We start from the raw sequence: 24954 nt of genomic DNA, 5'->3' as shown, positions 1-24954 counted from the left end.
ATTTTTAAAATAAGATATATGTCAGCTAGTACTTTATCATCAACTCAGGAAAAAAACACCACATTAATTCCAATTATGATAATTGGGGGATTATTTTTTATTTTTGGATTTGTTACATGGATTAATGGCGCATTAATTCCATTTATGAAAACCATAAACGAATTAACTTCGGCGCAATCTCTATTGGTCGCCTCAGCATCTTATATTTCTTTTGTCATTATGGCTTTACCTGCTTCTTATATTTTATCAAAGGTTGGTTATAAAAAAGGAATGTCATTAGGTTTGTTTATAATGGGATTTGGCGCTTTAGTTTTTATACCAGCAGCCGAAGCAAGAACATATTGGATGTTTTTATCAGGTATTTTTATTCAAGGAGCCGGAATGACTTTATTACAAACGGCATCAAATCCATACATAACTATTTTAGGACCTATTGAAAGTGCCGCTAAACGCATTTCAATAATGGGAATTGCTAATAAAGTAGCAGGAGCTTTAGGTTCTCTTGTTTTTGGAGCCATTTTATTATCTGGTATTGATGAGGTTAAAGAGAAATTAAATGTAGTAGATGCTAGCGAAAAGGCACAATTACTAGATACAATGGCCGATAGTGTGGTTATTCCTTATTTAGTAATGGCAATTGTTTTATTTGTGTTAGGTGTTTTGATAAGAAAGGCTCCCTTACCTGATGTGGAAGCGGAACCAATAAAAAAAGTAAATGATGGAGAAACCACACAAACAAGTATTTTTCAGTTTCCTCACTTATGGTTAGGGGTATTAACACTTTTCATGTATGTTGGTGTTGAAGTTATTGCTGGTGATACAATTATTGCGTATGGTATTTCTTTAGGATTTCCTGTCGCTGATGCTAAATTTTTCACCACTTTTACCTTAATGGCTATGGTAGCAACTTATACATTGGGTGTTTTTTTAATTCCAAAATACATTACTCAAGCTTTAGCATTAAGAATAAGTGCCATTTTAGGCATTGTTCTTTCCTTTTGCATTGTGTTTTCTTCTGGATTTGTTTCCATTTTATTTGTTGCCGCATTAGGAATTGCAAATGCTTTAATATGGCCAGCAATATGGCCTTTAACATTAAGTGGATTAGGAAAATTTACAAAAACAGCTTCGGCATTGTTAATTATGGCAATTTCTGGAGGAGCTATAATTCCACCTTTATATGGTAAGTTGGTAGATTCTAATAAAGCCCAATTTATTGCACAAGGAATGAATGAGGCTTTAGCTACGGCTACGGCATCTACTAAGGGATATTGGATTTTATTGCCTTGTTATATTATAATTTTATATTATGCCATAGCAGGTCATAAGGTAGGTTTAAAGAATAAGTAACCAATTGAAATTACATAGCGCGCTGTAAATTGATTGAATTTATTTTAAGTTTAGTTTTTGTAATTTTATGATTTTGGTCAATACATCATTTATTTTAATATAAAAAATATGAAAAAAGTTTGGTTTTTTATAGGCACAAGTTTATTGGTTTTATCACCTGTTTTTTCACAGCAGACAAAGTTATTTTCTTTGTTAGCTTCAAATGATACAGGGATTACTTTTAATAATCTACTTCCAGAATCTCCGCAACTTAATATTATTACCTATGAATATTTTTATAATGGAGGCGGAGTTGCATCGGGTGATTTCAATAACGATGGATTGATTGATTTGTATTTTACTTCTAATCTTCAACCTAATAAATTATACATCAACCAAGGGAATTTAAAGTTTAACGATGTTACAAAAAAAGCAGGCGTTACAGGACGAAGAGGTTGGAAAACTGGAGTTAGTGTAGCCGATGTAAATGGAGATGGCTGGTTGGATATTTATGTTAGTTACTCAGGTGATGTGGAACCCGAAAAGAGAAGAAATCAATTGTTTATCAATAACGGACCTTCAGCTAATGGTGAAATTACATTCAAAGACAAAGCAGTAGAGATGGGTGTTGCTGATGAGGGACATTCTACACAGGCTGCTTTTTTTGATTATGATAATGATGGTGATTTAGATCTTTATGTTTTGAATCATAATATTAAACAACTTCGTAATTTTGACGCTTCTTTTGTAAAAAAAATGATTGATCCTGATGCGGGTGATCGTTTGTATCGCAATGATAACAATCATTTTACAGATGTTACTGCTCAGGCCAATATTCTTTCAAATCCCATTGGATATGGTTTGTCAGTAATTGTGAGCGATATCAATAATGACGGCTGGGCTGATTTGTATGTTTCTAATGATTATGTAGAAGAAGATTATTTATACATCAATAATGGAGATGGCACTTTTACGGATCATTTAAAAGATGAAATAGGACACATATCTAACTTTTCAATGGGAGCTGATATAGCCGATATTAATAATGATGGTTGGACAGATATTTACACTTTAGACATGCTTCCTGCCGATAATAAAAGACAAAAATTATTATATGCTCCAGACAATTATGAACTCTATAAAAACACATTACAAAATGGATTTTACCATCAGTTAATGCGTAATATGTTACAAGTAAATAATGGAAATAACACCTTTAGCGAGACGGGACAGTTAAGTGGGATCTCGAATACAGATTGGAGCTGGTCTGCTCTATTTGCTGATTTTAACAATGATGGGAACAAAGATTTATTTGTCTCCAATGGTTACGCAAAAGACATGATTAATAGAGATTTTGTTAAGTTTTATGCTAATGAACGATTGAAACACCTTAAAGGTGAAACCGAAGACAATATGTTTCAAATGTTGAAAGGAGTTCCCTCAACACCGCTTCATAATTATGTTTTTGAAAATAAAGGAAATCTTCAATTTAAAGATGTGTCAATGGAATGGGGACTCGAAGATGAAAACTTTTCTCATGGTGCGGTTTATACTGACCTTGATAACGATGGTGATCTTGATTTAGTTGTTAATCGAATGAATGATGTTGCAGCGGTTTATAGAAATAATGCAGTTGAGATGGGAAATGCAGGGCATTATGTGAATATTGGTTTACAAATGCTTGGACAAAATAGAAATGCTTTGGGTACTAAGGTCAAAGTATTCACCCCCAAAGGAACTATAACTCAAGAAAATTATCCCGTGCATGGATTTCAAAGTTCAATGCAACAACCGATGCATTTAGGGATTCCATCTGCTACAATTGATTCTATTTCAATTTATTGGCCTGATGGAAAAATACAGACGATAAATAAGGATATTACAGCAAATAAATCCTTTGTCGTAAAATATGAGGATACCAATACGGCTATAAATACGGCTCAGGAAATTAAAAAAACAGTTTTTACTTCAGTAAGCAATACTATTCCTTTTAGTCATTTAGAGCAAGAAACCAATGATTTTAAAGTACAACCTTTAATGCCAAATATGCTGTCCTATAGTGGCCCTCGTATAACAAAAGGGGATATTAATAAGGATGATTTAGAAGATATTTTTATTGGAGGGGCAAAAGGGCAGGCAGGTCAATTAGTATTGCAACAACCCAACGGGGAATTTATGGCTTACAATCAAAAAGATTTTGATACTGATCGTGCTTCTGAAGATGTAGATGCTTTATTTTTTGATGCTGATAACGATGGTGATTTAGATCTATATGTGGTAAGTGGAGGATATGCTTTTAGTGAAAAAGACCCTGCATTACAAGATCGATTGTACATTAATACAAATGGCATTTTTGAAAGAAAAGAAAATGCATTACCTCCTGAATCAAATAGCGGTTCTTGTGTAAAGGCTGCGGACGTTGATGGAGATGGGGATTTAGACTTATTTGTTGGGAGCAGAGTAGTGCCAGGTAGATATCCTGAAGCTCCAGCAAATATGTTGTTAATAAATGACGGCAAGGGCGTTTTTACGAATCAAATTGCAGCTTTTGCTCCAGGATTAGAACATGTTGGAATGATTACTGATGCTTTGTGGGATGATATCAATAAAGACGGCAAACCAGAATTGATTGTTTGTGGGGAATGGATGAAAATTAGTTGTTTTGAAAACAAAAATGGAAAACTAGTAGACGCCACACAAAAATACTTTCCTCAATCTTTAGATGGCTGGTGGAATAGATTGGCTTTGGCTGATTTAGATGGAGATGGAGATCTTGATTTGGTTGCTGGAAATTGGGGTGACAATAGCCAAATTCATGTAAATGAAAAAGAACCTGCAACACTTTGTTATGGTGATTTTGATAAAAATGGCTCGATTGATCCATTTATTTCCTGCTATGTACAAGGAAAATCTTACCCTATGGCTAGCAGAGATGAATTTACGGATCAAATTGTTAGTTTTCGTCAGCGGTTTCCAAATTATGAATCCTATTCTGATGCTACTATTTCCGAAATTTTGTCTCCCGAGCAATTGAAGTCCGCAAAGGAATTAAAGGCCAGTACTTTTGAGACCCTTTGGTTTGAGAACAAGAATGGCGTTTTTATAAAGCACAGTTTACCTGTTCAGGCAAATTATGCACCTGTTTATGCTATTGGATTAAATGACTACAATAATGATGGAAAAATTGATATTTTATTGGGGGGTAATATTGAAAAAACAAGACTAAAAATCGGAAAAATTGATGCCAACTATGGTGTTTTATTAACAGGAGATGGCAAAGGTAATTTTACTTACGTTCCCCAGTTAAGTTCTGGTTTAAAAGTAAATGGATGTGTTAAGGATATTATTTCTCTTGACGCAAATGGTAGAAAAAGAATCATTTTTGGTGTAAACAATCAAATACCAGAGGTATACAATTATTAATAAAAAACTATGAAAAAAATCTATATCATTTTAAGCATCATTTTGGTAGGAGCTACAACTTTTTCACAAAATAAGGAGTTCTCTTCAAATGACTATGTATCTGCTTTAAAAAAAGTAACAGATGTAATGGTAAATGACGTAACCTCGCCTGTCGCGGCAGCAAGATATTATTCGTATGTTACTCTTGGTTCAAATGAAGCTACTTCAATATTTTATAATTCTAAAAATTCATTTGCACCATCAATAAATCAATTTAAGAAAATTGAAGTACCAAATGAACTTATCGCAAAAAGTAATGCTTCTTTTGCGACCGTATTTACGGTATTCAAAATGGCTGAAAAACTTTTACCATCAGGCTATTTGTTAGCAACAGAAGCCAATTCTTTAAAGGAATTAGCTATAAAAAGAGGCATTTCTAAAGAACAAGTAGAATACACCGCTAAGCTGGTAGAATTGGTTGTAAATCAAATGATGGAATATGTAAAAGCGGATGGATTTAGTAAACTAAGTAGTTATAAGAAATATACTCCTACAGAAGGAGATGGATATTGGCAACCTACAGGTCCTGGATATATGATGGCTATTGAGCCAAATTGGTTTCAAATTAGACCTTTTTACCTAGTGTCATGTGATCAATTTAAGCCAGCACCACCTGCGCCGTTTGATTTAACAAAGACTTCTTCTTTTTACATACAATTGAATGAAGTTTATAAAGTTGTAAATAAATTATCCAAAAAACAACGCGCTATTGCTAGTTTTTGGGATTGTAATCCTTTTATTTTAAATCAAATTGGGCATGTTGAATTTGGTCTAAAGAAAATTTCTCCAGGCGGACATTGGATGGGAATTACTGGAATTGCCTGTTTGAAAAAAGGAACTAGCTTGACACAAACAGCCTTCATTCATTGCAGCGTGGCAATTACTTTGTCTGATGCTTTTATAAGTTGTTGGGACGAAAAATACAGAAGCAATAGAATAAGGCCAGAAACGGCTATCAACAAATGGATTGATAAACGTTGGAAATCAGTTTTACAAACACCTCCATTTCCAGAATATACCTCAGGCCACAGTGTGATTTCGACAGCTGCCGCAACGGTGTTGACACAAATTTTGGGAACTAATTTCTCATTTACTGATACTACTGAATTAGAGTTTGGTTTGTCCCAAAGAAAATTCAAATCATTTTTACAGGCTTCACAAGAAGCAGCTATTTCTAGATTATATGGAGGAATTCATTATAGAGATGCAATTGAAAACGGGGTTTTACAAGGAAGTCAAATTGGAAAATACATTGGGGATAAAATATTGAAATCGGATAAGATGAATGTCGATTTTATAAAATAATTTGTATAATTTTTTAATCCAAACAATAAGTAATGCATTTAAAATTAAAATACTCATTGCTTTTATTAATACTTGGGTATATGTTGTTACCTCTGTACCAAAAAATCCAACAGCGACCCATATAAAGCAGCAATATATTGCTATAGAACCGGTAACAACAAATAGTCATGCTTTTACTCTTGTGGAGTTAAAACCAAATGTGTTACTAGCTGCTTGGTTTGGAGTAAAATATGAAGGAGCTAAAGATGTAGGGATTTATGTATCAAATTATAAAGATGAAAAGTGGTCTAGTCCAAAATGTTTGATCCAAGCGCTAATTCGTGAAAAAGATACTTTGCCTTGCTAGAATCCAGTTTTGTTCAAGAGTAAAAGAAACTCTCTGTATTTGTTCTATAGAGTAGGAAAAAATCCAAGAGAATGGTTTGGAGCAATGATAACTTCTAATGACCAGGGATTAACTTGGAGCAAACCTAAATATTTACCAGAAAATATTTTAGGTTCTATTAGAAATAAACTATTGAAGCAAGTCCAGGTGTTATTTTATGTGGCAGCAGTACCGAAAGTACCATAAATAATGAATGGAGAGCACATGTTGAAAAATATGTAGAAGCCACAGGGAAATGGAGTACCATTTCAATTGAAAATAAGCAAGATTTTGAGATTATTCAGCCTACATTTTTGATTCATTCAAAAAATAAAATTCAACTGTTGTTTAGAAGTAAACGCAATAAAATAATAACTAGTTGGTCTGGTGATAAAGGGGAAAACTGGACACGTACTGATAGTATCAATGTGGTCAATTCAAACTCAGGAATTGATGCATTAACAATTTCTAAAAAGTCTTTTCTATTGGTCAATAATCCTTTGTATCAAGGAAAAGACTGGTTTAATGGTCGTAATATTTTGGATGTTGAACATTCTAAAGACGGTGTACATTGGAAAAAATTATTTGATCTTGAAAACCAAGAGAAAGGGGAATATAGCTATCCTGCCATAATTCAAACAGCTGATGGGAAAGTACATGTTTTGTATACTTATAATAGAAAGTATATCAAGCATGTTTCATTTGAATTGAATGATTATATCTTTTTTAAATTCCAAAAATTCAAAATGACTATATTTAAATGGGGTCCCTTTTTAGTATTAGAAGAAGGGATTTTTTTCCAATTCAGAAAACACCAAAATACACTAAAACCCTTGATTTACAAAGGGTTTAGTGTGTTTCGTGATATTTTGCTAAATAATGCGATTTTATTTACCGATGCAGAAATTCGCAAATATATTACCTAACAATTCATCATTGGTCACTTGGCCAGTAATTGTCCCAAAATGGTACAAAGCTTCCCGAATATCAAGTGCCATTAAATCGCTTGATAAATTTGTTTCTAGTCCGTATTTTACATTTTGTATTTCATTTAATGCTTTAAGTAAAGAGTCGTAATGTCTTGTATTAGTAACGATTGTTTCATTATTTCTTAAAGCTCCTGTATTGATAAAAGAGAGTAACTGATTTTTAAGTTCATCAACACCTATATTATTTTTAGCACTCAAGAAAATGAGTTTAATGTTTAAGGTTTCAAGTTCTAGGCGAATGGTCGTAATTTCTTGATCAGTTAGTAAATCCAGTTTATTGATAACAACGACCAATGGTTTTAAAGGAAACTGATTTTTTATTTTTTCAATTTCGATGATGTATTCTGAACTTTGAACCTTAAATTTTAAACTATCAAACAAGTATAAAACCACTTGGGCTTGTTCTATTTTTTCAAATGTTTTCTTGATTCCAATGCTTTCTACTACATCCTGAGTTTCACGAATTCCAGCTGTATCAATAAAACGGAAGCCAATGCCACCAATAACTAATTCGTCTTCGATAGTGTCACGTGTTGTTCCAGCAATTTCAGATACAATAGCGCGTTCTTCATTCAATAATGCGTTTAACAAAGTCGATTTTCCTACATTAGGTTCACCAACAATAGCCACAGGAATTCCGTTTTTGATAACGTTACCCACTGCGAAGGAATCAATAAGACGTTTCAGGACAAATTCGATTCGGTTCAATAATTCATGAAACTGCGTACGATCTGCAAATTCTACGTCTTCTTCGGCAAAGTCTAATTCTAATTCGATAAGCGAAGCAAAATTCAATAATTCCTCTCTTAATTTGGCAATTTCATTAGAGAAACCACCACGCATTTGCTGCATTGCAATTTGGTGACTAGCTTCGTTATCTGACGAAATTAAATCAGCAACGGCTTCGGCTTGTGATAAATCAAGTTTACCGTTTAGAAAGGCTCTAAGGGTGAATTCACCAGCATTGGCCATACGACATCCTTTGCGGAGCAATAACTGTATGATTTGTTGTTGTATGTAAGTCGAACCGTGACAGGAGATTTCTATGGTATTCTCTCCTGTATAAGAATTGGGCCCTTTGAAGATAGACACCAAAACCTCGTCTAAGGTTTTATTATCATCTACTATATGACCTAAATGTAATGTATGTGTTTTCTGTTTGAGTAAATCTTTGTTTTTAATGGACTTAAAAACGCTGTTACCTATAGTAATTGCTTCATTTCCGGAAATTCGGATTACCGCTATGGCTCCCGCTCCTGAAGGTGTAGCCAGTGCTACTATGGAATCGTTGTACAACATATTTTTTATTATAAGGTGCAAAGGTAGTAAATCTGTAGAAGTATTCGTTTTTTTAAAGGACAGTGCTTTTTCGAAGTTAAAATCAACTTAATTTACTGATATTTAACTATTTAATTTGTAACTTTAGTATGTAGTTTACTATAATAGCCTACCTTAAATAGTCGTAATGATGAAACACATCTTGTTTCCAACGGATTTTTCTGAAATCGCTACTCACGCTTTTGTGCATGCATTGGAATTTGCCAATGCCGTGGGAGCGGATCTTATTGTATTGCATTCCTATGAATTATTGACTTTTGACGAACAGTTTTTTCATGAAAATTATTCAATGATTTATGATTCGATTGAATTTTCAGAACTGGATCGATTTAAAGAGGAAGTACCTAAAATGCATAAATTGGCGCAAGCCCTTGCTTTGGATCAAATAAAAATGACACATCGATTAATGGAAGGCAACTTGGTTAGCAATATTAAAAAAGCAGTCAAAGAAGATAAAATTGACTTTGTGGTAATGGGAACTTCTGGAATGACTGGCTGGGATGCTTTTTTTGTCGGTTCAAATTCGGGTTCTGTAATTATTGGAGTTGAAGTTCCTATGTTGTGTGTGCCTTTGTCAGCAAAATACCGTCCCATTAAAAACATTGGTTTTACCACACGATTTAGGCCTAAAGATAAAAAGCCATTACAAGCTGTATTAGAAATTGCTAAGAAACTAAATGCTAAAGTAAAATGCCTATATGTAAAAACCAATACTTCGGATGTTTCTTTTGAAACGATTGATTTATGGAAAAAAGAATACCGTAAAGAACCGATCTCTTTTTATATTGTGCTTAGTGATGCCATAAAAGAAACAGTCATTGATTTTGTTTCGACAAAAAATATTGATGTGCTGACTATGTTAACTTATAAAAGAGGTTTTTTTGAAGGGTTGTTTGTTCCGAGTTATGGTAAAAAAGAAGAACAGGAATTAGACATTCCTATTTTAGCAATTCACAGTGATTAGAATTATAGAGTTGTATTTTGTATTTTTTTAAAATAAGAAATAATAAAATAAACTACTGATAATTATCATATTAATACCGTAACTTTAAGTATAACTTTGAATAACGAATTACAATTAACGCTATATAACATGAAACGTATCCTCTTCCCGACCGATTTTTCTGAAACAGCAACAAATGCCTTTATTCATGCTTTAGAATTTGCGAAAATTGTTCAAGGTGAGCTCATTTTGTTGCATACATTTGAATTGCCTGTATTTGACAATCAGTTTTTTCCAGAGAATTATATGATAATTTATGAATCATTGCAATTATCACAGTTCGATATGTTTAAAGACGAAATACCCAAATTAAGAGCGATAGCCGAAGAACATCATTTAGATAAAATAAAAATGACACATCGATTGATGGATGGTGATTTAATCTATAACATAAAAAAATCAATTAAGGACGATAAAATTGATTATGTAGTAATGGGAACGGAAGGTGCCTCAGGTTGGTCAGCATTTTTTTCAGGTACAAATACTGGAAATGTGCTAACTGATATTAATGTTCCTTTACTAAGTATTCCGATTGATGCCAAATTCAAACCAATAAAAACGATTGGTTTTACTACTCGATTTAGACCTAAAGATAAAAAAGCATTAAAAAAAATACTTTCGGTTGCTAAAATGGCTGATGCTGAAGTAAAATGCCTTTATGTGAAAACAGGAAATTCTGATGTTACTAGGGACACAGTAAAAAAATGGGAAAAAGACTTTGAAGATGAGCCTATCGAGTTTTTTGTTATTACCAGTGATGAAGTGAAAGAAACGATATTGGACTTTATTTTATATAAAGAAATTGATCTTTTAACAATGTTAACTTATAAAAGAAGCTTTTTTGAAGGATTATTTCATCCTAGTTTGACTAAGAAATTTGCTAATAATTTTGATGTTCCAATCCTTGCCATTCCTATTGAGGAGTAATTTAAAATGCACATAATTCATTGTCGTTAGAACCTATTTACTAATGAAATGGAGCAAAATATTTTTTGAGTAAGAAACAGCAGCTGAAACCGTATTGGTTTTGGTTGCTTTTCTTTTTTTAGATGGAATGCCTCTTATTTTCTTAATTTAACTAACCGTTGCGATAGGTATTCCTATCGGGAATCTTATATTTGTCTTTCATTAATAAGTCAGATGAAAATATATAAATCAAAGGTTAAAAGTGTTACGGAAGAATTAAAGACAATCAATAAAAAATACAATAGTATCAGTTTTTTTAGATTAGTCAGTATTGTGCTGTTTTTGGGTTCTCTTTATTTTTATATGCAAAATAGTACTATTCTCTTTATAGGATTGGCGGCAGTATTTTTTATCGCTTTTATTATATTAATGCGTTTCCATTCGAAATTACTTTTTGAACGAAAAAAGAGCGAGGCGCTTTTAAAAATCAATCAAGAAGAGATTTCTTATTTGGAAAGCAAAGCGCTTCCTTTTGAAAACGGACAAGAATTTAATGATTTTCATCATCCTTATGCGTATGATTTAGATATTTTTGGAGAACATTCTCTATTTCAAAATTTAAATAGAACGGCTACTTTTATCGGAAAGAAAACATTGGCACAGCAGTTACTTACTTTGTCAACTAATGAAACAATTCTAGACAATCAAGAAGCAACTAATGAGTTATCTGAAAAGTTAGATTGGCGTCAGGATTTTTTGGCTTTGGCCAAAATGAGTCTGGATACTAAATCAAGTTATGAAGCACTACTACAATGGAGCAAATTCCCAATAACCCCTTTACCTAAATGGGCTAGTATAGTATCATATGTCACTCCAGTATTATTTTTAGGAACTTTGATTGCTTATGTAGTAACTTCTAAAGTTATTTTACTAAGCTTCTTGACCTATATCTTTCTTGTTAATTTAGCGATTTTAGGTAATTTTTTCAAACGAATCCAAATAGAAATTGCCAATGCTGAGGATATTGATAAAGTCATTAGCCAATATAGTTTATTGCTTAAAAAAATAGAAGAAGAATCATTTCAGTCAAAAAAATTAACGCAATTACAAAAAAGACTAAAGTTTAAGGCTGAAAATGCAAGTCATCATCTTAAAGTTTTGTCTGAATTGTTTTCTAATATGGATACTGTTGGGAATTTGTTGGCAGCATCATTGTTCAACGGAACTTTTCTATTTAATCTTCATGTATTAAAAAAATTATTGAGTTGGAAAGAAGAGCATGCAGCTATTCTAGAGGAATGGTTGGAAGTGATCGGAGAATTTGAAATGTTGTGTAGCTTGGGTAATTTCTCCTATAATAATCCCGATTTTGTATTTCCAAATTTGAATTCTGAGTTCAAAATAGTGTTTTCAAATTTAAGTCATCCTTTGCTAAATGAAAAAACGAGAGTAGGGAATGGGGTACGTTTTCAGCCTGAATCCTTTATGATATTGACAGGCTCTAACATGTCTGGTAAAAGTACCTTTCTACGAAGTCTAGGTGTTAATATGGTGTTATCAGGAATGGGATCAGTGGTTTGCGCCAGCGAAGCTACAGTGCATCCTTTGCCTATATTAGTTTCCATGCGATTGTCGGACTCATTATCGGATAGTGAATCATATTTCTTTGCAGAAATTAAGCGTTTAAAACAAATCATGGACGCATTAGAAGACCAACCTGCGTTCGTATTATTGGATGAGATTTTGAGAGGAACCAACTCAGATGATAAACGAAATGGAACTATAGAAGTAGTAAAGAAAGTAATAGCTAAGAAAGCTATTGGTGCCATTGCAACCCATGATATTGAAGTTTGCTTAACGACAAATGAATATCCGGACCTACTTACCAATAAATGTTTTGAAGTTGAAATTCAGAATAATGAATTACATTTTGATTACAAACTGCGTGATGGAATTTGTAAAAATAAAAGCGCTACTTTTCTAATGAAAAAAATGGGAGTTATTTAATAAAATAAATATTTCTCTTAAAATATTGACCACAAAAAAAAACCGCATATCCCAAAAGGAAATAGCGGTTTTTTTAAATATAAAAATGGTTTGGTTAATAGCTTATATCGAATGACAATGATAAGTATTATATTTCAATTTCAAAAATGAATATACAACAATTTCAAGGTTTAATGTTAACTATTTAACATTACAGGCATTACTAGCATAGTTACTGTTTCCCCTTCTTCTAATCCATCAACAGGAGTAAGAATTCCAGCTCTATTAGGTAATGACATTTCAAGCATAATCATGTCAGATTGTAGGTTAGTCAACATTTCAGTCAAGAAACGAGAATTGTATCCTATTTGCATATCGTCACCTTGGTAATCACATGTCAATCTTTCTTCTGCTTTATTTGAGTAATCAATATCTTCAGCAGAAACATTCAACTCCGCACCAGCAATTTTTAAACGAATTTGGTGTGTTGTTTTGTTAGAGAAAATAGCCACACGACGTACAGAACTCAAGAATTGAGAACGGTCAATCATTAATTTATTAGGATTCTCTTTTGGGATAACCGCTTCATAGTTTGGATATTTTCCATCTATTAAACGACACATTAAAATATAGTTGTCGAATGAGAAAGTAGCATTTGAATCATTGTATTCAATTTTCACTTCCGCATCAGATGTGGAAAGAATGCTCTTTAAAATTGTCAAAGGTTTTTTTGGCATAATAAAATCAGCCACTTGTGATGCTTTTACATCAGTACGAGCATATTTTACCAGTTTGTGAGCATCTGTTGCTACAAAAGTCAAACCTTCCGGAGAAAATTGAAAAAACACTCCAGACATTACTGGGCGTAAATCATCATTTCCTGCTGCAAAGATTGTTTTGCTAATGGCGGTTGCCAATACATCAGCAGGAACTAAAGTCACTGAAGGCTCTTCAAGATTTACTGCTTTAGGAAATTCTTGACCTGGAGCATATGCTAATGCATATTTTCCTGAATTTGAACTTATTTCTATAGTACTATTCTCTTGAACGGTAAAAGTTAAAGGTTGCTCAGGAAACGTTTTAAGAATTTCCAAAAGTAACTTTGCAGGTACAGCAACACTTCCTTGACTTGTAGAATCAATCGCCAAACTTGCAGACATAGTCGTCTCTAAATCGGAGGCTGAAACCGTTAATTCATTATTGTTTAATTCAAATAGGAAGTTGTCCAAAATTGGCAAAGTATTACTGCTATTGATAACACTACCTAAAACTTGTAACTGTTTTAATAAGTACGAACTCGATACTATAAATTTCATCTGTTTTATTTTATTTTTTGAGTTTCTCTTTTAGTTTAAATTCTAAAATAGAATACATTTTACAAATATATCGTAAACTATTCTAGTATTGAAACTTTTTTATTAACATCTATTTACTGTATTTTCTTTTTCTAATAAAGGTAAATAAAAGTCCAAAAAGGGTTAATATTAGGATTGGAAGCCCGATAGTTATGATTTGTGTCTGAGTATAGTTTTCGTATACTTTTTCTTTGTCTAATAAAGGAAGGTCAAGATCCTTTGATCGAATGTTAATAAGTCCAGTGTCATCTAGTAAATAATTGACACAATTTAACAAGAAATCTTTGTTGTCATACAAATTACCAGATCTTTGATCAAAGCCCAATTCAACGGGTTGAAAATTTTTGTCCAATTGGTTTTTTATCAAATCTCCATCAGAAATCACAATCATTTTGCTGGCTTTTCCTTCTTTTTTGAAATTGCTTTGCTCAAATGGTAGAACACGATTTTCAAATACCGAGTGAAATTGACCTTCAAGTAAAACTCCCATTGGAATATTCCCTGTTTTGATATAATGATTCGGGCTCGTTTCTTCAGCAACAATTTCTAAATTAACTTCGACAGGAGTACCGACTTTTTTGGAATATTGAGATGATTTTAGAAGCACCGTTTTCTTAATTCCATTTTTTAAAGTATCAATAGGATTGGCAAAATCAAATTTTATTCCACCTAAATTCTTTACAATAGGATGGGTACTTTCTGGGTAAACTAATGGGGCAAATTTCCAGTTGAAATCTTGATACTGTGTAGCACTTCCTTGTTCACCAGTGGCCAATTTTATAGGACTTCCTTGTTCGTCTTTTATAATATCTGGGTTAATTCTAAAGCCGTATTTAAAGAACATATCATTTAGATTTAGTTCTCTAGGATAAGCTAAAGTAGCACCAGCAGAATTGTACAAACTGTCCATTTCAACCGCTACTTGGTCCACAAGCCATAATGTTTTACCTCCGTTAATAATATACTGGTCTAAAACTTGTTTTTCGGCGTCTGAGAAGGCTTCTGTAGGTTTTGCAATAACAGCCAAATCATATTTTTCTAAAGCTTCTAAACTTTGTATCGGACTTTTGGCAACCGAATCCAATGTAAATGGGCCAATGTGGTAACTTTCTCTTATTTGCAAAAGAAATTTAGCCATTAAAATATCTTGCAACTCTCCATTTCCTTTAATTACCGCAATTTTTTTCTGTTTAACGGTAGTGATTTTATTAATGGCATCAGCAATAGAATACTCTAGGTGTTGTACAGATCCAATTACTTTTTCAGTTGTAGTAGCGCCCATTTTATTTTTCAATAATGGGATGTTGACTTCCTTATTGTTATACACAGCAATAGCCCAAGGAAATACCATAGCTTGGGATTGTTTCCCTTTGTCGTCAACAGTTATGTTTACTGGTGTCAATCCTTTTCGATACAATTCTTTGATGTTGTCCATGCTCGAATCTTCATTTTCTAATGGATTGACAAATTCGAAAACAATATTTTTATTATAAGCTTGAAATTCTTCTAATAATTGTTGTGTTTCTTGCTGCAATCGCTTGAACTCAGCAGGCAATTCCCCTTGCATGTATATCTTTATCGAAAGCGGTTCTTGTACTTGCTTGATGATATTCAAAGAGGTTTCAGAAAGGGTATATCTTTTGTCCTTAGTTAAATCAAAACGATGAAAAAATCGCATGCTGATTCCGTTTGCAATCAATAAAAAGGCAATAGTTATCAGTAATGTTTTTAAGTTGCTTTTTTGAATTGGTACCATTACAATTTAAAAGATTTTAGTTTATAAACAGTAAACGAAAGGAATAAAATAGTGATGCTTACAAAATAGAGAATATCTCTAGTGTCGATTACACCACGGCCCATACTTTTAAAATGATCTTGCATTCCTATTGCCGAAATTAAAGTAGAAACTGAAGGCACAATTGATGCCAATCCTTCGAATCCAAAATAGAAAAAGAAGCATAAAAATACGGCTACAATAAAAGCGACGATCTGATTATCGGATAGGGTAGAAGTAAATATTCCAATTGCGGAATAAGCTGCAATTAAAAACAATAAACCAAAATAAGATCCAATAGTACTTCCCATATCAATATTTCCTTCGGGCATTCCTAAGCTAGAAATTACAAAAACATAGATAATTGTTGGAACAATTGCCATTACAATAAGCAGCATGGCACCAAAGAATTTTCCGTTAACAATTTCCCATATACTCAAAGGTTTAGTAAGTAATAATTCAAGTGTTCCTTGCTTCTTTTCATCCGAAAAACTGCGCATGGTAACGGCAGGAATTAAGAATATTAAAATCCATGGAGATAGAGTGAAAAACGGACTCATATCAGCAAATCCAGTATTGAGGATATTATAATCACCTTGAAAAACCCAAAGAAATAATCCGTTGAGAATTAGAAATAATGCGATTACTAAATAACCGATTGGCGAACCAAAAAAGGATTTAATTTCTCGTAATAATATTGCTTTCATTTTTTTGTTTAAAAAGTTTAAGATTTAAGGTTTAATGCTGCTCAACTTCGAACATTAAACTTTAAACCAAAGAAGCTAATTTATCGACACTCCAAGCTTCGGGTTTATCATTGAATAGTTTTTTGGTAAAAGTCCAAACTTCATCAAAAAAGGCAGAGTTTCTGTAATTTTCTAAATCGGCTTCGGTTTCCCAGTAGCTGTACGTAAAAAAGATGCTTTTATTATTTTTATCTTGATATAGTTCCAATAGTTTATTTCCTGGTGCTGATCGAATTCTATCTTTTATGGATTCAAAATTTTCTAAAAAAGCAGGGATTTTTTCTTCGTGAAAACTCAATTTTACTATTCGTACAAACATTTAGATTTTTGATTTAGGATTAACGATTGATGATTTTAGATGTAGGTGCTGGATTAAAATCTTAATTTTTAAATTGAATAGAAACTACATCTCTATAATTGAGTCCCAATAAACTATTAGCCGAACCCACTTTATCAGGATTGCTTCTAAATATTGCAATTTCAAGGAAACCAGCTTCGTTGAATATGGCTAATTTTTCCCCTTCATAGTTCTTAATTGGATATTTATCTGAACTAGCAATTGCCGAATAATTAGGCAAAATGGTTTTGATATTTTTCGTTTTCATGATAATTTCATAAGGACGTCCTTTGGCCACTTCTAGAAATTGCTTTTTGGAAATATTAGTTATTACATTTCCAAAATGGTCAATATAAATCACATGTCCTTTCAATAAATTGTTGTCATCTGAAGCAACTGCTTTTAATTCAGTTATTTGTTTTATGGTACTAATTTCTTTGCCAATTACGTTTAGTAACCCTCCTTTGGCAATATGACAAGCCACTTTTACAAAAACATCTAGACCAGAAGCATCACTTGGTAAACGATCATGAATGTTGATGGCGACTATTTTTTGAGGAACAATTTTTTGCGAAAGCATGCTTAAAATTCCATTATCGGCAGCAATAAAAAAAGAATCATTCCATTGCATTACAATATGGAGGTTCTCTTTATTTAATTCCATATCCACTCCTATCAGGTGAACAGTCCCTTTTGGGAAACTGGAAAAGGCTGCGCCAATTATGTAACTTGCTTCAACAGTGTTGAATGCGTCAATATGATGTGAAATATCAATAATTGTAGCATCAGAGTATTCAGATAAAATCTTCCCTTTTAACGCACCTACAAAGTGGTCTTTCAAGCCGTAATCGGTAGTAAGGGTAATTATTGACATAATTTTGTTTATAACTATTGGTGTAATCTAAAACTAATTTTCATTAAATTTGATAAATGCAAAGCTAATAATAGTAAATTCAAAAAAGCAAAAAAGAAAAACAAATTCTAATTATTAAAGCAAATATTACAAAGGTTTAAAACCAAAACGGATTAGATTTATTGATTGATTAATTTTAATATAAAACTACAACTTTTGAACGAAAGAATAATCGAGCTCATAGACATCGCACCAAAAGAGTTTTGGGGCGCTCAAGACTCTCATCTTGAAATGATTAAAAAATATTATCCAAAACTTAAAATCGTAGCTCGAGGAACCACCTTGAAAGCTTTTGGAGAAAAAGAAATTTTAGACGAGTTCGAAAAACGGTTTCAACGCTTAATGTTGCATTTTACCCGCTATAATAATATTGATAACAATGTTATAGAACGTGTTATTTTGGGTGATGCACAAGATGACCGAAAAATGGCTATTAATGATAAAATCCTAGTTCATGGAGTAGGAGGTAAAATCATTAAAGCGATGACTCCCAATCAACAGCTTTTAGTGGATACCATTAATACTAACGATATGGTTTTTGCTGTAGGTCCTGCTGGAACTGGGAAAACCTATACGGGAGTTGCGATGGCAGTAAAAGCATTGAAAGAGAAACAAGTTAAGCGAATAATTCTAACCCGTCCCGCTGTAGAAGCTGGTGAAAATCTTGGTTTTTTACCAGGAGACATGAAAGAAAAATTAGATCCGTATATGCAACCACTTTATGATGCTTTAAGAGATATGTTGCCCAATGAAAAACTGGAAGACTATATCTTGAAGGGAATTATTCAAATTGCACCATTGGCTTTTATGCGTGGTAGAACACTGGATAATGCTTTTGTAATTTTGGATGAAGCTCAAAACACAACGCATTCACAAATGAAAATGTTCTTAACCCGTATGGGGAAAAGTGCAAAATTCATGGTGACTGGTGATCCAGGACAAGTTGATTTGCCTAGAAGAACTATTTCGGGGCTCAAAGAAGCATTATTAGTATTAAAAGATATTGAAGGAATTGGAATTATATATCTTGATGATAAAGATATTGTGAGACATAGGTTAGTGAAAAAGGTAATTGATGCTTATAAGTATACTGAGAATATAGATTAAAAATTTGCCATAAAAAGGCATATAACAGACTTTTACGACCCCAAATAGGGGTCGTATTTATTAAATAGAGTATCAATTTTTTGATCTTATATTTAATAAAGAATGTATAATAATTAAAGAAAATAGAATTGAAAAATGTTGTCATAACTGGTGCTTCAGGTGGTATAGGTAAAGAAATTGCGTTGCATTTTGCTGAAAATGGTTGGAATGTTATTGCAACAATGATTTGCTTAGAACAAGGAAAAGAGCTTCAAGATATAAAAAATATAAATTGTTTTTTATTGGATGTTACTTGTAGCTCCAGTATTGAGAATGCGTATGAAAAAATTATTGATGAATATAAGACTATTGATGTAGTAATTAATAATGCAGGAGTAGGGTATAGGAGTTTTGTGGAGTTATCTGAAGATTCAATGATTAATCATATTGTTGATGTGAATTATTTGGGAGTTGTAAAGGTGTGCAGGTCTTTTATTCCTTTATTTAGAGTCCAGAAAAAAGGGCATTTTATAAATATTACTTCAATAGCAGGTTTAGTAAATTTACCTTTGGGTAGTTTTTATCATTCTACCAAACATGCGGTAGAAAGTTTTTCAGAATGTATGGCTTATGAATTAATTGATTTTAATGTAAGTGTTGCTACAGTACAATTTGGAAATACTCCTTCTAATTTTCAAAAAAATGTGACCAAATCAGATTGCTCTTCCTTACCTTCTTATAATTATTTAATGAATAAAATTGGAAAAATTTTAGACAATAAGACCAAGAAAAACAAAGATTTAAAACCTCAGATTATAAAAGAAATATTAAAAATTGCCGAAAACCCATCAAATAACTTTAAAAGACATACCATTGGTTTCGATGCTAATTTCCTGAGTATACTTCGATCAAATATTGGATATCGATTATTTGGTAGAATTATTAGGCAGTCAGTTTTTAAATAATGATTATTATTTAAACTTCTTACTTTATGTTAAATAGGTTAATTTGATGTTATTTTCATCAGGTGCCCTATTGTTTTGTTTTGTATTTTGTTTGAATTAGAATAAATTTGTGCCATAAATAGATCAATTAGGATAATGAAAATAGATAATAATATAAAAGTAGTAATCAGTGACTTAGATGGAACATTACTGAATCAAGATCATAAAATATCAGAATATACTAAAACAGTTTTTAGGGAATTATACAATCAAAATTATTTAATAATTGTAGCAACAGGGCGTCATCATCTAGATGCGCTGCCTATAGTTGAAACGTTGGGATTTCCAGTTTACTTAGTTACTTCCAATGGAGCAAGAATCCATTCTCCTAAAAAGGAACTTCTATTTTCTATCGACATCGATAGTGAGTCTATAAAATCCATATTATCTTTAAAAATCGATTCAGAAATTACGACTGTTTTATTTAAAGAAAATGTATGGCAAACCAATAAACATAATGAAAAGCTGAATAGTTTTCAAACTAAATTAAATTATTTACCGGAATTGGTAGATTTTAATACTATTGAAGATTTTAGTGCTATTAAAATATTTTTCACGCATGAAAGGCATTCTAAATTGATGGAATTGCGAGATCAAATTTTGGTTGACCATTCGGATCTTTTTAGTCACGCTTTCAGTTTGCCACTTTGTCTTGAATTTATGGACAAATCTGTTGATAAAAGTGTCGCTATTGCAAAAATTTTGGAAATTGAAAAGTTAGAATTTCATGAAACTATATCTTTTGGTGACGGATACAATGATGAAAAAATGTTAGAGTCTACTGCTAAAGGGCTACTAATGGGTAATGCGCCTGATAGTTTGAAAAATAAATTATCTCATTTAGAAGTAATTAATACAAACCATGAAGATGGGGTAGCAAACTATTTAGCAAATAAAATATTAGGTAAAATCAGTACAAAGTAAATAGAATTACAGTAAATATACATTGTTTTAAATTTTTTTGTGAGATCTGTTTTTTTGTAATTTACAGCAACGGATTCTTTGCATTTCTGTCTAAAATAATCCTAAATTTGCATTTATTAAAAAACACAACACACACAACAATAATGAGCAATACAATTACAACCACTAATTTTAATTTCCCAAACCAAAAATCAGTTTATCGCGGTAAAGTAAGAGAAGTTTACAATATCAATGACGAGCTTTTGGTTATGGTGGCTACTGATAGGCTTTCGGCTTTTGATGTAGTTTTACCAAAAGGGATTCCTTATAAAGGACAAATTTTGAATCAAATTGCTACTAAATTCATGGAATTGACTCAAGATATAGTTCCTAATTGGTTGATTGCAACTCCCGATCCCAATGTAGCAGTAGGTCATTTATGTGAACCTTTTAAAGTTGAAATGGTGATTCGTGGTTATGTATCCGGTCATGCTGCTCGTGAATATGCTTTAGGAAAAAGAGAAATTTGTGGTGTAAAAATGCCAGAAGGTTTAAAAGAGAATGATAAATTCCCAGAGCCAATTATTACCCCAACTACAAAAGCGGATAATGGAGAACATGATGCCGATATTTCTCGTGAAGAAATTTTGTCAAAAGGTATTGTTACTGAAGAAGACTATTTAGTTTTAGAAAAATATACTAGAGCTTTATTTCAAAGAGGGACAGAGATTGCAGCAAGTCGCGGATTAATATTAGTAGATACCAAATATGAATTTGGAAAAACGAAAGAAGGAGTGATTGTTTTAATTGATGAAATTCATACACCAGATTCTTCTCGTTATTTTTATTCAGAAGGATATCAAGAAAGACAAGATAAAGGGGAAGAGCAAAAACAATTATCTAAAGAGTTTGTACGTCGTTGGTTAATTGAAAATGGATTTCAGGGACTAGAAGGGCAACAAATTCCAGAAATGACTGAAGCGTATATTGAATCAGTATCGGAAAGATATATTGAATTATATGAAAATATTCTTGGAGAAAAATTCGTAAAAGCGGATATTGACAATATTGATGAACGAATTGACAAAAACGTATCAGCTTATTTAGCGGTATAAGCTTAATTTTCATAATTGAAATAAATTTTTTAATTATGAATAAAATAGCATTTTATAAAATCATATGTACGGTATTATTGGCATTGACAGGAAATTTTGTTTTTGGACAAATTGACAAAAATGCAACAATAGAGACCAAAGCATTATACAAAAACCTAAAGGATATTTCTAAACGAAGTATCCTTTTTGCACATCAGCACGATACGGAATATGGACATGGTTGGTCTGGTGATGTCAATCGTTCCGATGTAAAATCAGTTACAGGTTCTTTTCCTGCAATGGTTGGAGTTGACTTTAATGGTTTATCTGGAAAATCAGCAGTAGATATTGAACTCACAAAACAAGCTCTAATAAAAAATGTTGTAGACACTTACAATCGAGGAGGAGTGACGACTGCAGCTTGGCATTTTTCTAACCCAGCTTCTGAAGGAGGTTTCTATTGGAAAGATGGGGTTTCTGTTGCATCCATGTCTTTAATTAAACCAGGAGGATCAAAACACGAAGAATACAAACAAATTTTAAATACAATAGCTGATTTTGCTCATTCGGTAAAAGGGAAAGATGGGAGTTTGGCTCCTATTATTTTTAGACCTTATCATGAATTTGACGGAGATTGGTTTTGGTGGGGAAAACCGTATACATCCCGTGAAGATTTTATTGCCGTTTGGCAGTTCACTGTTTCTTATTTGAGAGATTCTCTTGGAGTGCATAATTTTATTTATGCTTTTTCACCAGATAATAAATTCAATACGAAAGCAGAGTATTTAGAGCGTTTTCCGGGTAATGAGTACGTAGACATGGTAGGAATGGATAATTATGGAGATTATGGAAGAGACGGTCATTATGATATTGAAACTGCAGTAAAGAAACTTAAAATTGTTTCTGATTATGGTATAAAAAACAATAAATTGGCTGCATTGACAGAAACAGGCTTAGAATCAATACCAAATCCAACTTGGTGGACTGAGACTTTACTCCCTATTTTAAAATCAGAAAAGATGGAATTGTGTTATGTTCTAGTTTGGAGAAATGACATTCAGAGTCCAACACATTATTACGCACCTTTTCCAGGACAAATAAGTGTTCCTGATTTTATTAAATTTTATAATGATCCCTTTACTCTTTTTGAGAAAGACATAAAGAATATCTATAAATAAGAGTAATTGAATTGAAAACTCCCCCTAATTTAAGGGGAGTTTTCAATTCAATTATTTTTCTAAAATTATTTTAAGATCGTTTAGTCCTTTTTCTAAATCTTTTCCAAGCATTTCATCCATGTTCATTACAGGTAGCATGAGATTCATTGGGTAGGGCATTTTACCATTAAATCCCCATTTTACCTTAGTTTCTGATGCCGAAATAGATTCTGTAGTAAAATAAGCGTTATCTGTTGACTCAAAAGGTTTCTTAAAGCGCAGTTCAAAATCAATACGTTCTCCTGGTGTTATTTTTTTAATCTCTTGCTCACCAAAACCTACGTTCTTATCATCACTTTCCCATGCAGCAATAGCGCCTACTGTTCCATCTACTCCAGAAAAAGTCTTTTTCATATTTGGGTCTGTTTTAGACCAAACACTAAAATTATCTTGGTTTTTCAAATGTTTGATATAATTAAATACACTATCTTTTTGTTGATTGATTATAATTTCTCTTTCAACAGCATACTCTTTAGGCATAATCAAAGCTGCTATTAATGCCAAAACAATAATTCCTAAAATTGCAAATAGAATTCGTTTGATGATTTTCATAATTAAAATTTTAAAGGTTACTACTTTTTTATTTGAGATTCAAAACACTTTATCCATTCTTTAACTGTCATTTTCTGAACGAGCTGAGCAATTAAATCATAAGGTATATTTTTTATTTTTTTGAATCGAATACAACTTTTCCCCATATCAAGTTTTAAAGAACTGTAGTTTGGGAATTCATCAACAAACCACTTTAAAAGAGATGGATTAGTATAAATTCCCATATGATATATTGCGATGAAATTTTTTTGTGAGGCAATATTGATAAAAGGCAACGGAAGTTTAGGATTACAATGATATCCATCTGGATATAAGGAATGTGGAACTACATACCCAATCATACCATAATTCATTTCTTCTACAAAACCACTTGGGATATTTTTTACGATCGTCTCTCTAAGCATGTTTATTACTTCTTTCCTTTCGTCAGAAAGTTCAGTTATATATTCATCTACTGTTTTAGCTTTTGATTGCATTTTAGCATTTTTTATTATAAAATTAATGAAATAAATCATTCTTATAGTGTTGAAATACATTTTTTTGTCGAGTAAATTGTAAATTACCTTGTCTGTTTATGTTGAAAAATAATTAGTATTTTCCATTTTTCGAAAACTATATCGTAATAGTTATCTTAAAAAAGTGTGATTTACTCAATATTTAACGATTTGATAGATTGGCTTTTTTTTAACATACTAGTTATTTTAACATTCGGTTTTTTTTATAAATTTGCTCCTAAATGAGAGCATTACTATTTATAACATATCTCTTCACCTCGCTTCTTATAGGAGGGAATAAAATGCATGCTACTACGCATACAACTGCTAGCGCTCCCATTTCAAATTTTAATAGTACTTATAAATTACACAATAAATTTTTACATTCTAAAAGAGGACATTCATCCCAAACAATTGTAAATAAAGATTTTGATTTAAATGAGGAATATTCTAGTAATGACGATTATAAAAATGCAGGGGATACTAAAATAGTTAAATTTAAACAAACTCTTTTTGCTAAGTGGTATTTTTCAAATGATAATTCTTTTATCACTTCTTTTCCTTACAATAGATTTTATTTTACTAAGCCCATTAGCGGCCAATCTACACCTATTTATATTACTCAAAGCGTATTAAGAATTTGATAATCAGTACACATTAGTTGTTAGACTAAGCGGTACTTGTAAATTTAATAATACAGCTCATTCTTCCTGAAAGGCAATTTTGTCACTTTCAGGCAACTGATGGTTTTTTACTTTCAAAAGGAATCTATGTATTCCAAAACATCAATTGCTAAA

Annotated in this window: 21 protein-coding genes and 1 pseudogene; 14 read left to right on the top strand and 8 right to left on the bottom strand. The window is 32.1% G+C overall.

Annotated features, from left to right (window positions below; genetic code table 11):
* Window positions 1–18 precede the first annotated feature (18 nt).
* From AB3G34_RS07230 to AB3G34_RS07210, 5 genes and pseudogenes are all read left to right on the top strand, one after another.
* Entirely contained in the window at window positions 19–1350 is a 1332-nt protein-coding gene (locus AB3G34_RS07230; RefSeq protein WP_367770342.1) for a sugar MFS transporter, read from the top strand.
* A gap of 108 nt (window positions 1351–1458) precedes the next feature.
* Window positions 1459–4752 carry a VCBS repeat-containing protein gene (locus tag AB3G34_RS07225; protein ID WP_369753913.1) on the top strand — a complete coding sequence of 1098 codons (3294 nt, stop codon included), beginning with the start codon at window positions 1459–1461 and terminating at the stop codon, window positions 4750–4752.
* 9 nt (window positions 4753–4761) lie between these two features.
* Window positions 4762–6096: a vanadium-dependent haloperoxidase gene (locus AB3G34_RS07220; RefSeq protein WP_367770336.1), complete on the top strand. Its 1335-nt coding sequence runs from the start codon at window positions 4762–4764 to the stop codon at window positions 6094–6096.
* A gap of 181 nt (window positions 6097–6277) precedes the next feature.
* A pseudogene (locus AB3G34_RS07215) lies at window positions 6278–6667 on the top strand (exo-alpha-sialidase).
* Window positions 6613–7386 (top strand): exo-alpha-sialidase, encoded by a 774-nt coding sequence (locus AB3G34_RS07210; protein ID WP_369754085.1) that lies wholly within the window; start codon window positions 6613–6615, stop codon window positions 7384–7386. Before AB3G34_RS07215 ends, AB3G34_RS07210 begins: the two are co-directional and overlap by 55 nt.
* On the opposite strand, the gene mnmE is transcribed toward AB3G34_RS07210, so the two are convergent.
* Window positions 7348–8748 (bottom strand): tRNA uridine-5-carboxymethylaminomethyl(34) synthesis GTPase MnmE, encoded by a 1401-nt coding sequence (gene mnmE, locus AB3G34_RS07205; protein WP_367770333.1) that lies wholly within the window; start codon window positions 8746–8748, stop codon window positions 7348–7350. The two genes, AB3G34_RS07210 and mnmE, sit on opposite strands and share 39 nt — an antisense overlap.
* A gap of 166 nt (window positions 8749–8914) precedes the next feature.
* Between mnmE and AB3G34_RS07200 the strand changes: the two genes are divergently transcribed.
* The 3 genes from AB3G34_RS07200 to AB3G34_RS07190 all read left to right on the top strand — a co-directional run bounded on the left by AB3G34_RS07200 (window position 8915) and on the right by AB3G34_RS07190 (window position 12703).
* Complete coding sequence (locus tag AB3G34_RS07200) at window positions 8915–9751, top strand: universal stress protein (protein WP_369753912.1); 837 nt, start codon at window positions 8915–8917, stop codon at window positions 9749–9751.
* A gap of 129 nt (window positions 9752–9880) precedes the next feature.
* Window positions 9881–10717 carry a universal stress protein gene (locus tag AB3G34_RS07195; protein WP_369753911.1) on the top strand — a complete coding sequence of 279 codons (837 nt, stop codon included), beginning with the start codon at window positions 9881–9883 and terminating at the stop codon, window positions 10715–10717.
* 213 nt (window positions 10718–10930) lie between these two features.
* The gene (locus AB3G34_RS07190; protein WP_369753910.1) at window positions 10931–12703 is read left to right on the top strand and encodes a DNA mismatch repair protein; all 1773 of its coding nucleotides are present in this window, start codon (window positions 10931–10933) and stop codon (window positions 12701–12703) included.
* A gap of 176 nt (window positions 12704–12879) precedes the next feature.
* On the opposite strand, the gene dnaN is transcribed toward AB3G34_RS07190, so the two are convergent.
* The 5 genes from dnaN to AB3G34_RS07165 form a co-directional block, all read right to left on the bottom strand.
* Entirely contained in the window at window positions 12880–13998 is a 1119-nt protein-coding gene (gene dnaN, locus AB3G34_RS07185) for a DNA polymerase III subunit beta (protein ID WP_367770321.1), read from the bottom strand.
* A gap of 109 nt (window positions 13999–14107) precedes the next feature.
* Window positions 14108–15793: a gliding motility-associated ABC transporter substrate-binding protein GldG gene (gldG, locus tag AB3G34_RS07180; protein ID WP_367753454.1), complete on the bottom strand. Its 1686-nt coding sequence runs from the start codon at window positions 15791–15793 to the stop codon at window positions 14108–14110.
* On the bottom strand, window positions 15793–16518 hold the full coding sequence (gene gldF, locus AB3G34_RS07175) for a gliding motility-associated ABC transporter permease subunit GldF (RefSeq protein ID WP_367770315.1): 726 nt from the start codon (window positions 16516–16518) through the stop codon (window positions 15793–15795). The genes gldG and gldF overlap by 1 nt, the downstream gene beginning before the upstream one ends.
* 61 nt (window positions 16519–16579) lie before the next feature.
* Window positions 16580–16876: a putative quinol monooxygenase gene (locus AB3G34_RS07170; protein ID WP_367753450.1), complete on the bottom strand. Its 297-nt coding sequence runs from the start codon at window positions 16874–16876 to the stop codon at window positions 16580–16582.
* A 61-nt stretch (window positions 16877–16937) separates the two neighbouring features.
* Entirely contained in the window at window positions 16938–17768 is an 831-nt protein-coding gene (locus tag AB3G34_RS07165) for an S-adenosyl-l-methionine hydroxide adenosyltransferase family protein (RefSeq protein WP_367753448.1), read from the bottom strand.
* Window positions 17769–17963: 195 nt separating this feature from the next.
* On the opposite strand from AB3G34_RS07165, the gene AB3G34_RS07160 reads away from it, so the two are divergent.
* The 5 genes from AB3G34_RS07160 to AB3G34_RS07140 all read left to right on the top strand — a co-directional run bounded on the left by AB3G34_RS07160 (window position 17964) and on the right by AB3G34_RS07140 (window position 23072).
* Entirely contained in the window at window positions 17964–18914 is a 951-nt protein-coding gene (locus tag AB3G34_RS07160) for a PhoH family protein (protein WP_367770309.1), read from the top strand.
* Between the two features lie 128 nt (window positions 18915–19042).
* Window positions 19043–19858, top strand: a complete 816-nt coding sequence (locus tag AB3G34_RS07155; RefSeq protein WP_369753909.1) for an SDR family NAD(P)-dependent oxidoreductase — start codon at window positions 19043–19045, stop codon at window positions 19856–19858.
* Between the two features lie 135 nt (window positions 19859–19993).
* Window positions 19994–20821: a Cof-type HAD-IIB family hydrolase gene (locus AB3G34_RS07150; RefSeq protein WP_369753908.1), complete on the top strand. Its 828-nt coding sequence runs from the start codon at window positions 19994–19996 to the stop codon at window positions 20819–20821.
* Between the two features lie 143 nt (window positions 20822–20964).
* Window positions 20965–21915, top strand: coding sequence for a phosphoribosylaminoimidazolesuccinocarboxamide synthase (locus tag AB3G34_RS07145; RefSeq protein ID WP_367770302.1), 951 nt, complete (start codon window positions 20965–20967; stop codon window positions 21913–21915).
* A gap of 35 nt (window positions 21916–21950) precedes the next feature.
* On the top strand, window positions 21951–23072 hold the full coding sequence (locus AB3G34_RS07140) for a glycoside hydrolase family 26 protein (RefSeq protein ID WP_369753907.1): 1122 nt from the start codon (window positions 21951–21953) through the stop codon (window positions 23070–23072).
* Window positions 23073–23123: 51 nt separating this feature from the next.
* On the opposite strand, the gene AB3G34_RS07135 is transcribed toward AB3G34_RS07140, so the two are convergent.
* Both AB3G34_RS07135 and AB3G34_RS07130 read right to left on the bottom strand, forming a co-directional pair.
* Window positions 23124–23663, bottom strand: coding sequence for an SRPBCC family protein (locus tag AB3G34_RS07135; protein WP_369753906.1), 540 nt, complete (start codon window positions 23661–23663; stop codon window positions 23124–23126).
* Between the two features lie 20 nt (window positions 23664–23683).
* Complete coding sequence (locus AB3G34_RS07130) at window positions 23684–24139, bottom strand: DUF1801 domain-containing protein (RefSeq protein WP_367753434.1); 456 nt, start codon at window positions 24137–24139, stop codon at window positions 23684–23686.
* 260 nt (window positions 24140–24399) lie between these two features.
* Here AB3G34_RS07130 and AB3G34_RS07125 point away from each other — a divergent pair, with 260 nt between their 5' ends.
* A complete protein-coding gene (locus AB3G34_RS07125) occupies window positions 24400–24801 on the top strand; it encodes a hypothetical protein (RefSeq protein ID WP_367770290.1) in 402 nt (133 codons plus the stop codon).
* The last annotated feature ends 153 nt before the right edge of the window (window positions 24802–24954 follow it).

Source organism: Flavobacterium sp. WC2409 (genome assembly GCF_041200085.1).
Taxonomy (GTDB): domain Bacteria; phylum Bacteroidota; class Bacteroidia; order Flavobacteriales; family Flavobacteriaceae; genus Flavobacterium.
The sequence above is the reverse complement of the archived record's forward strand: the minus strand, read 5'-3'. Positions and strand labels throughout refer to the sequence as shown.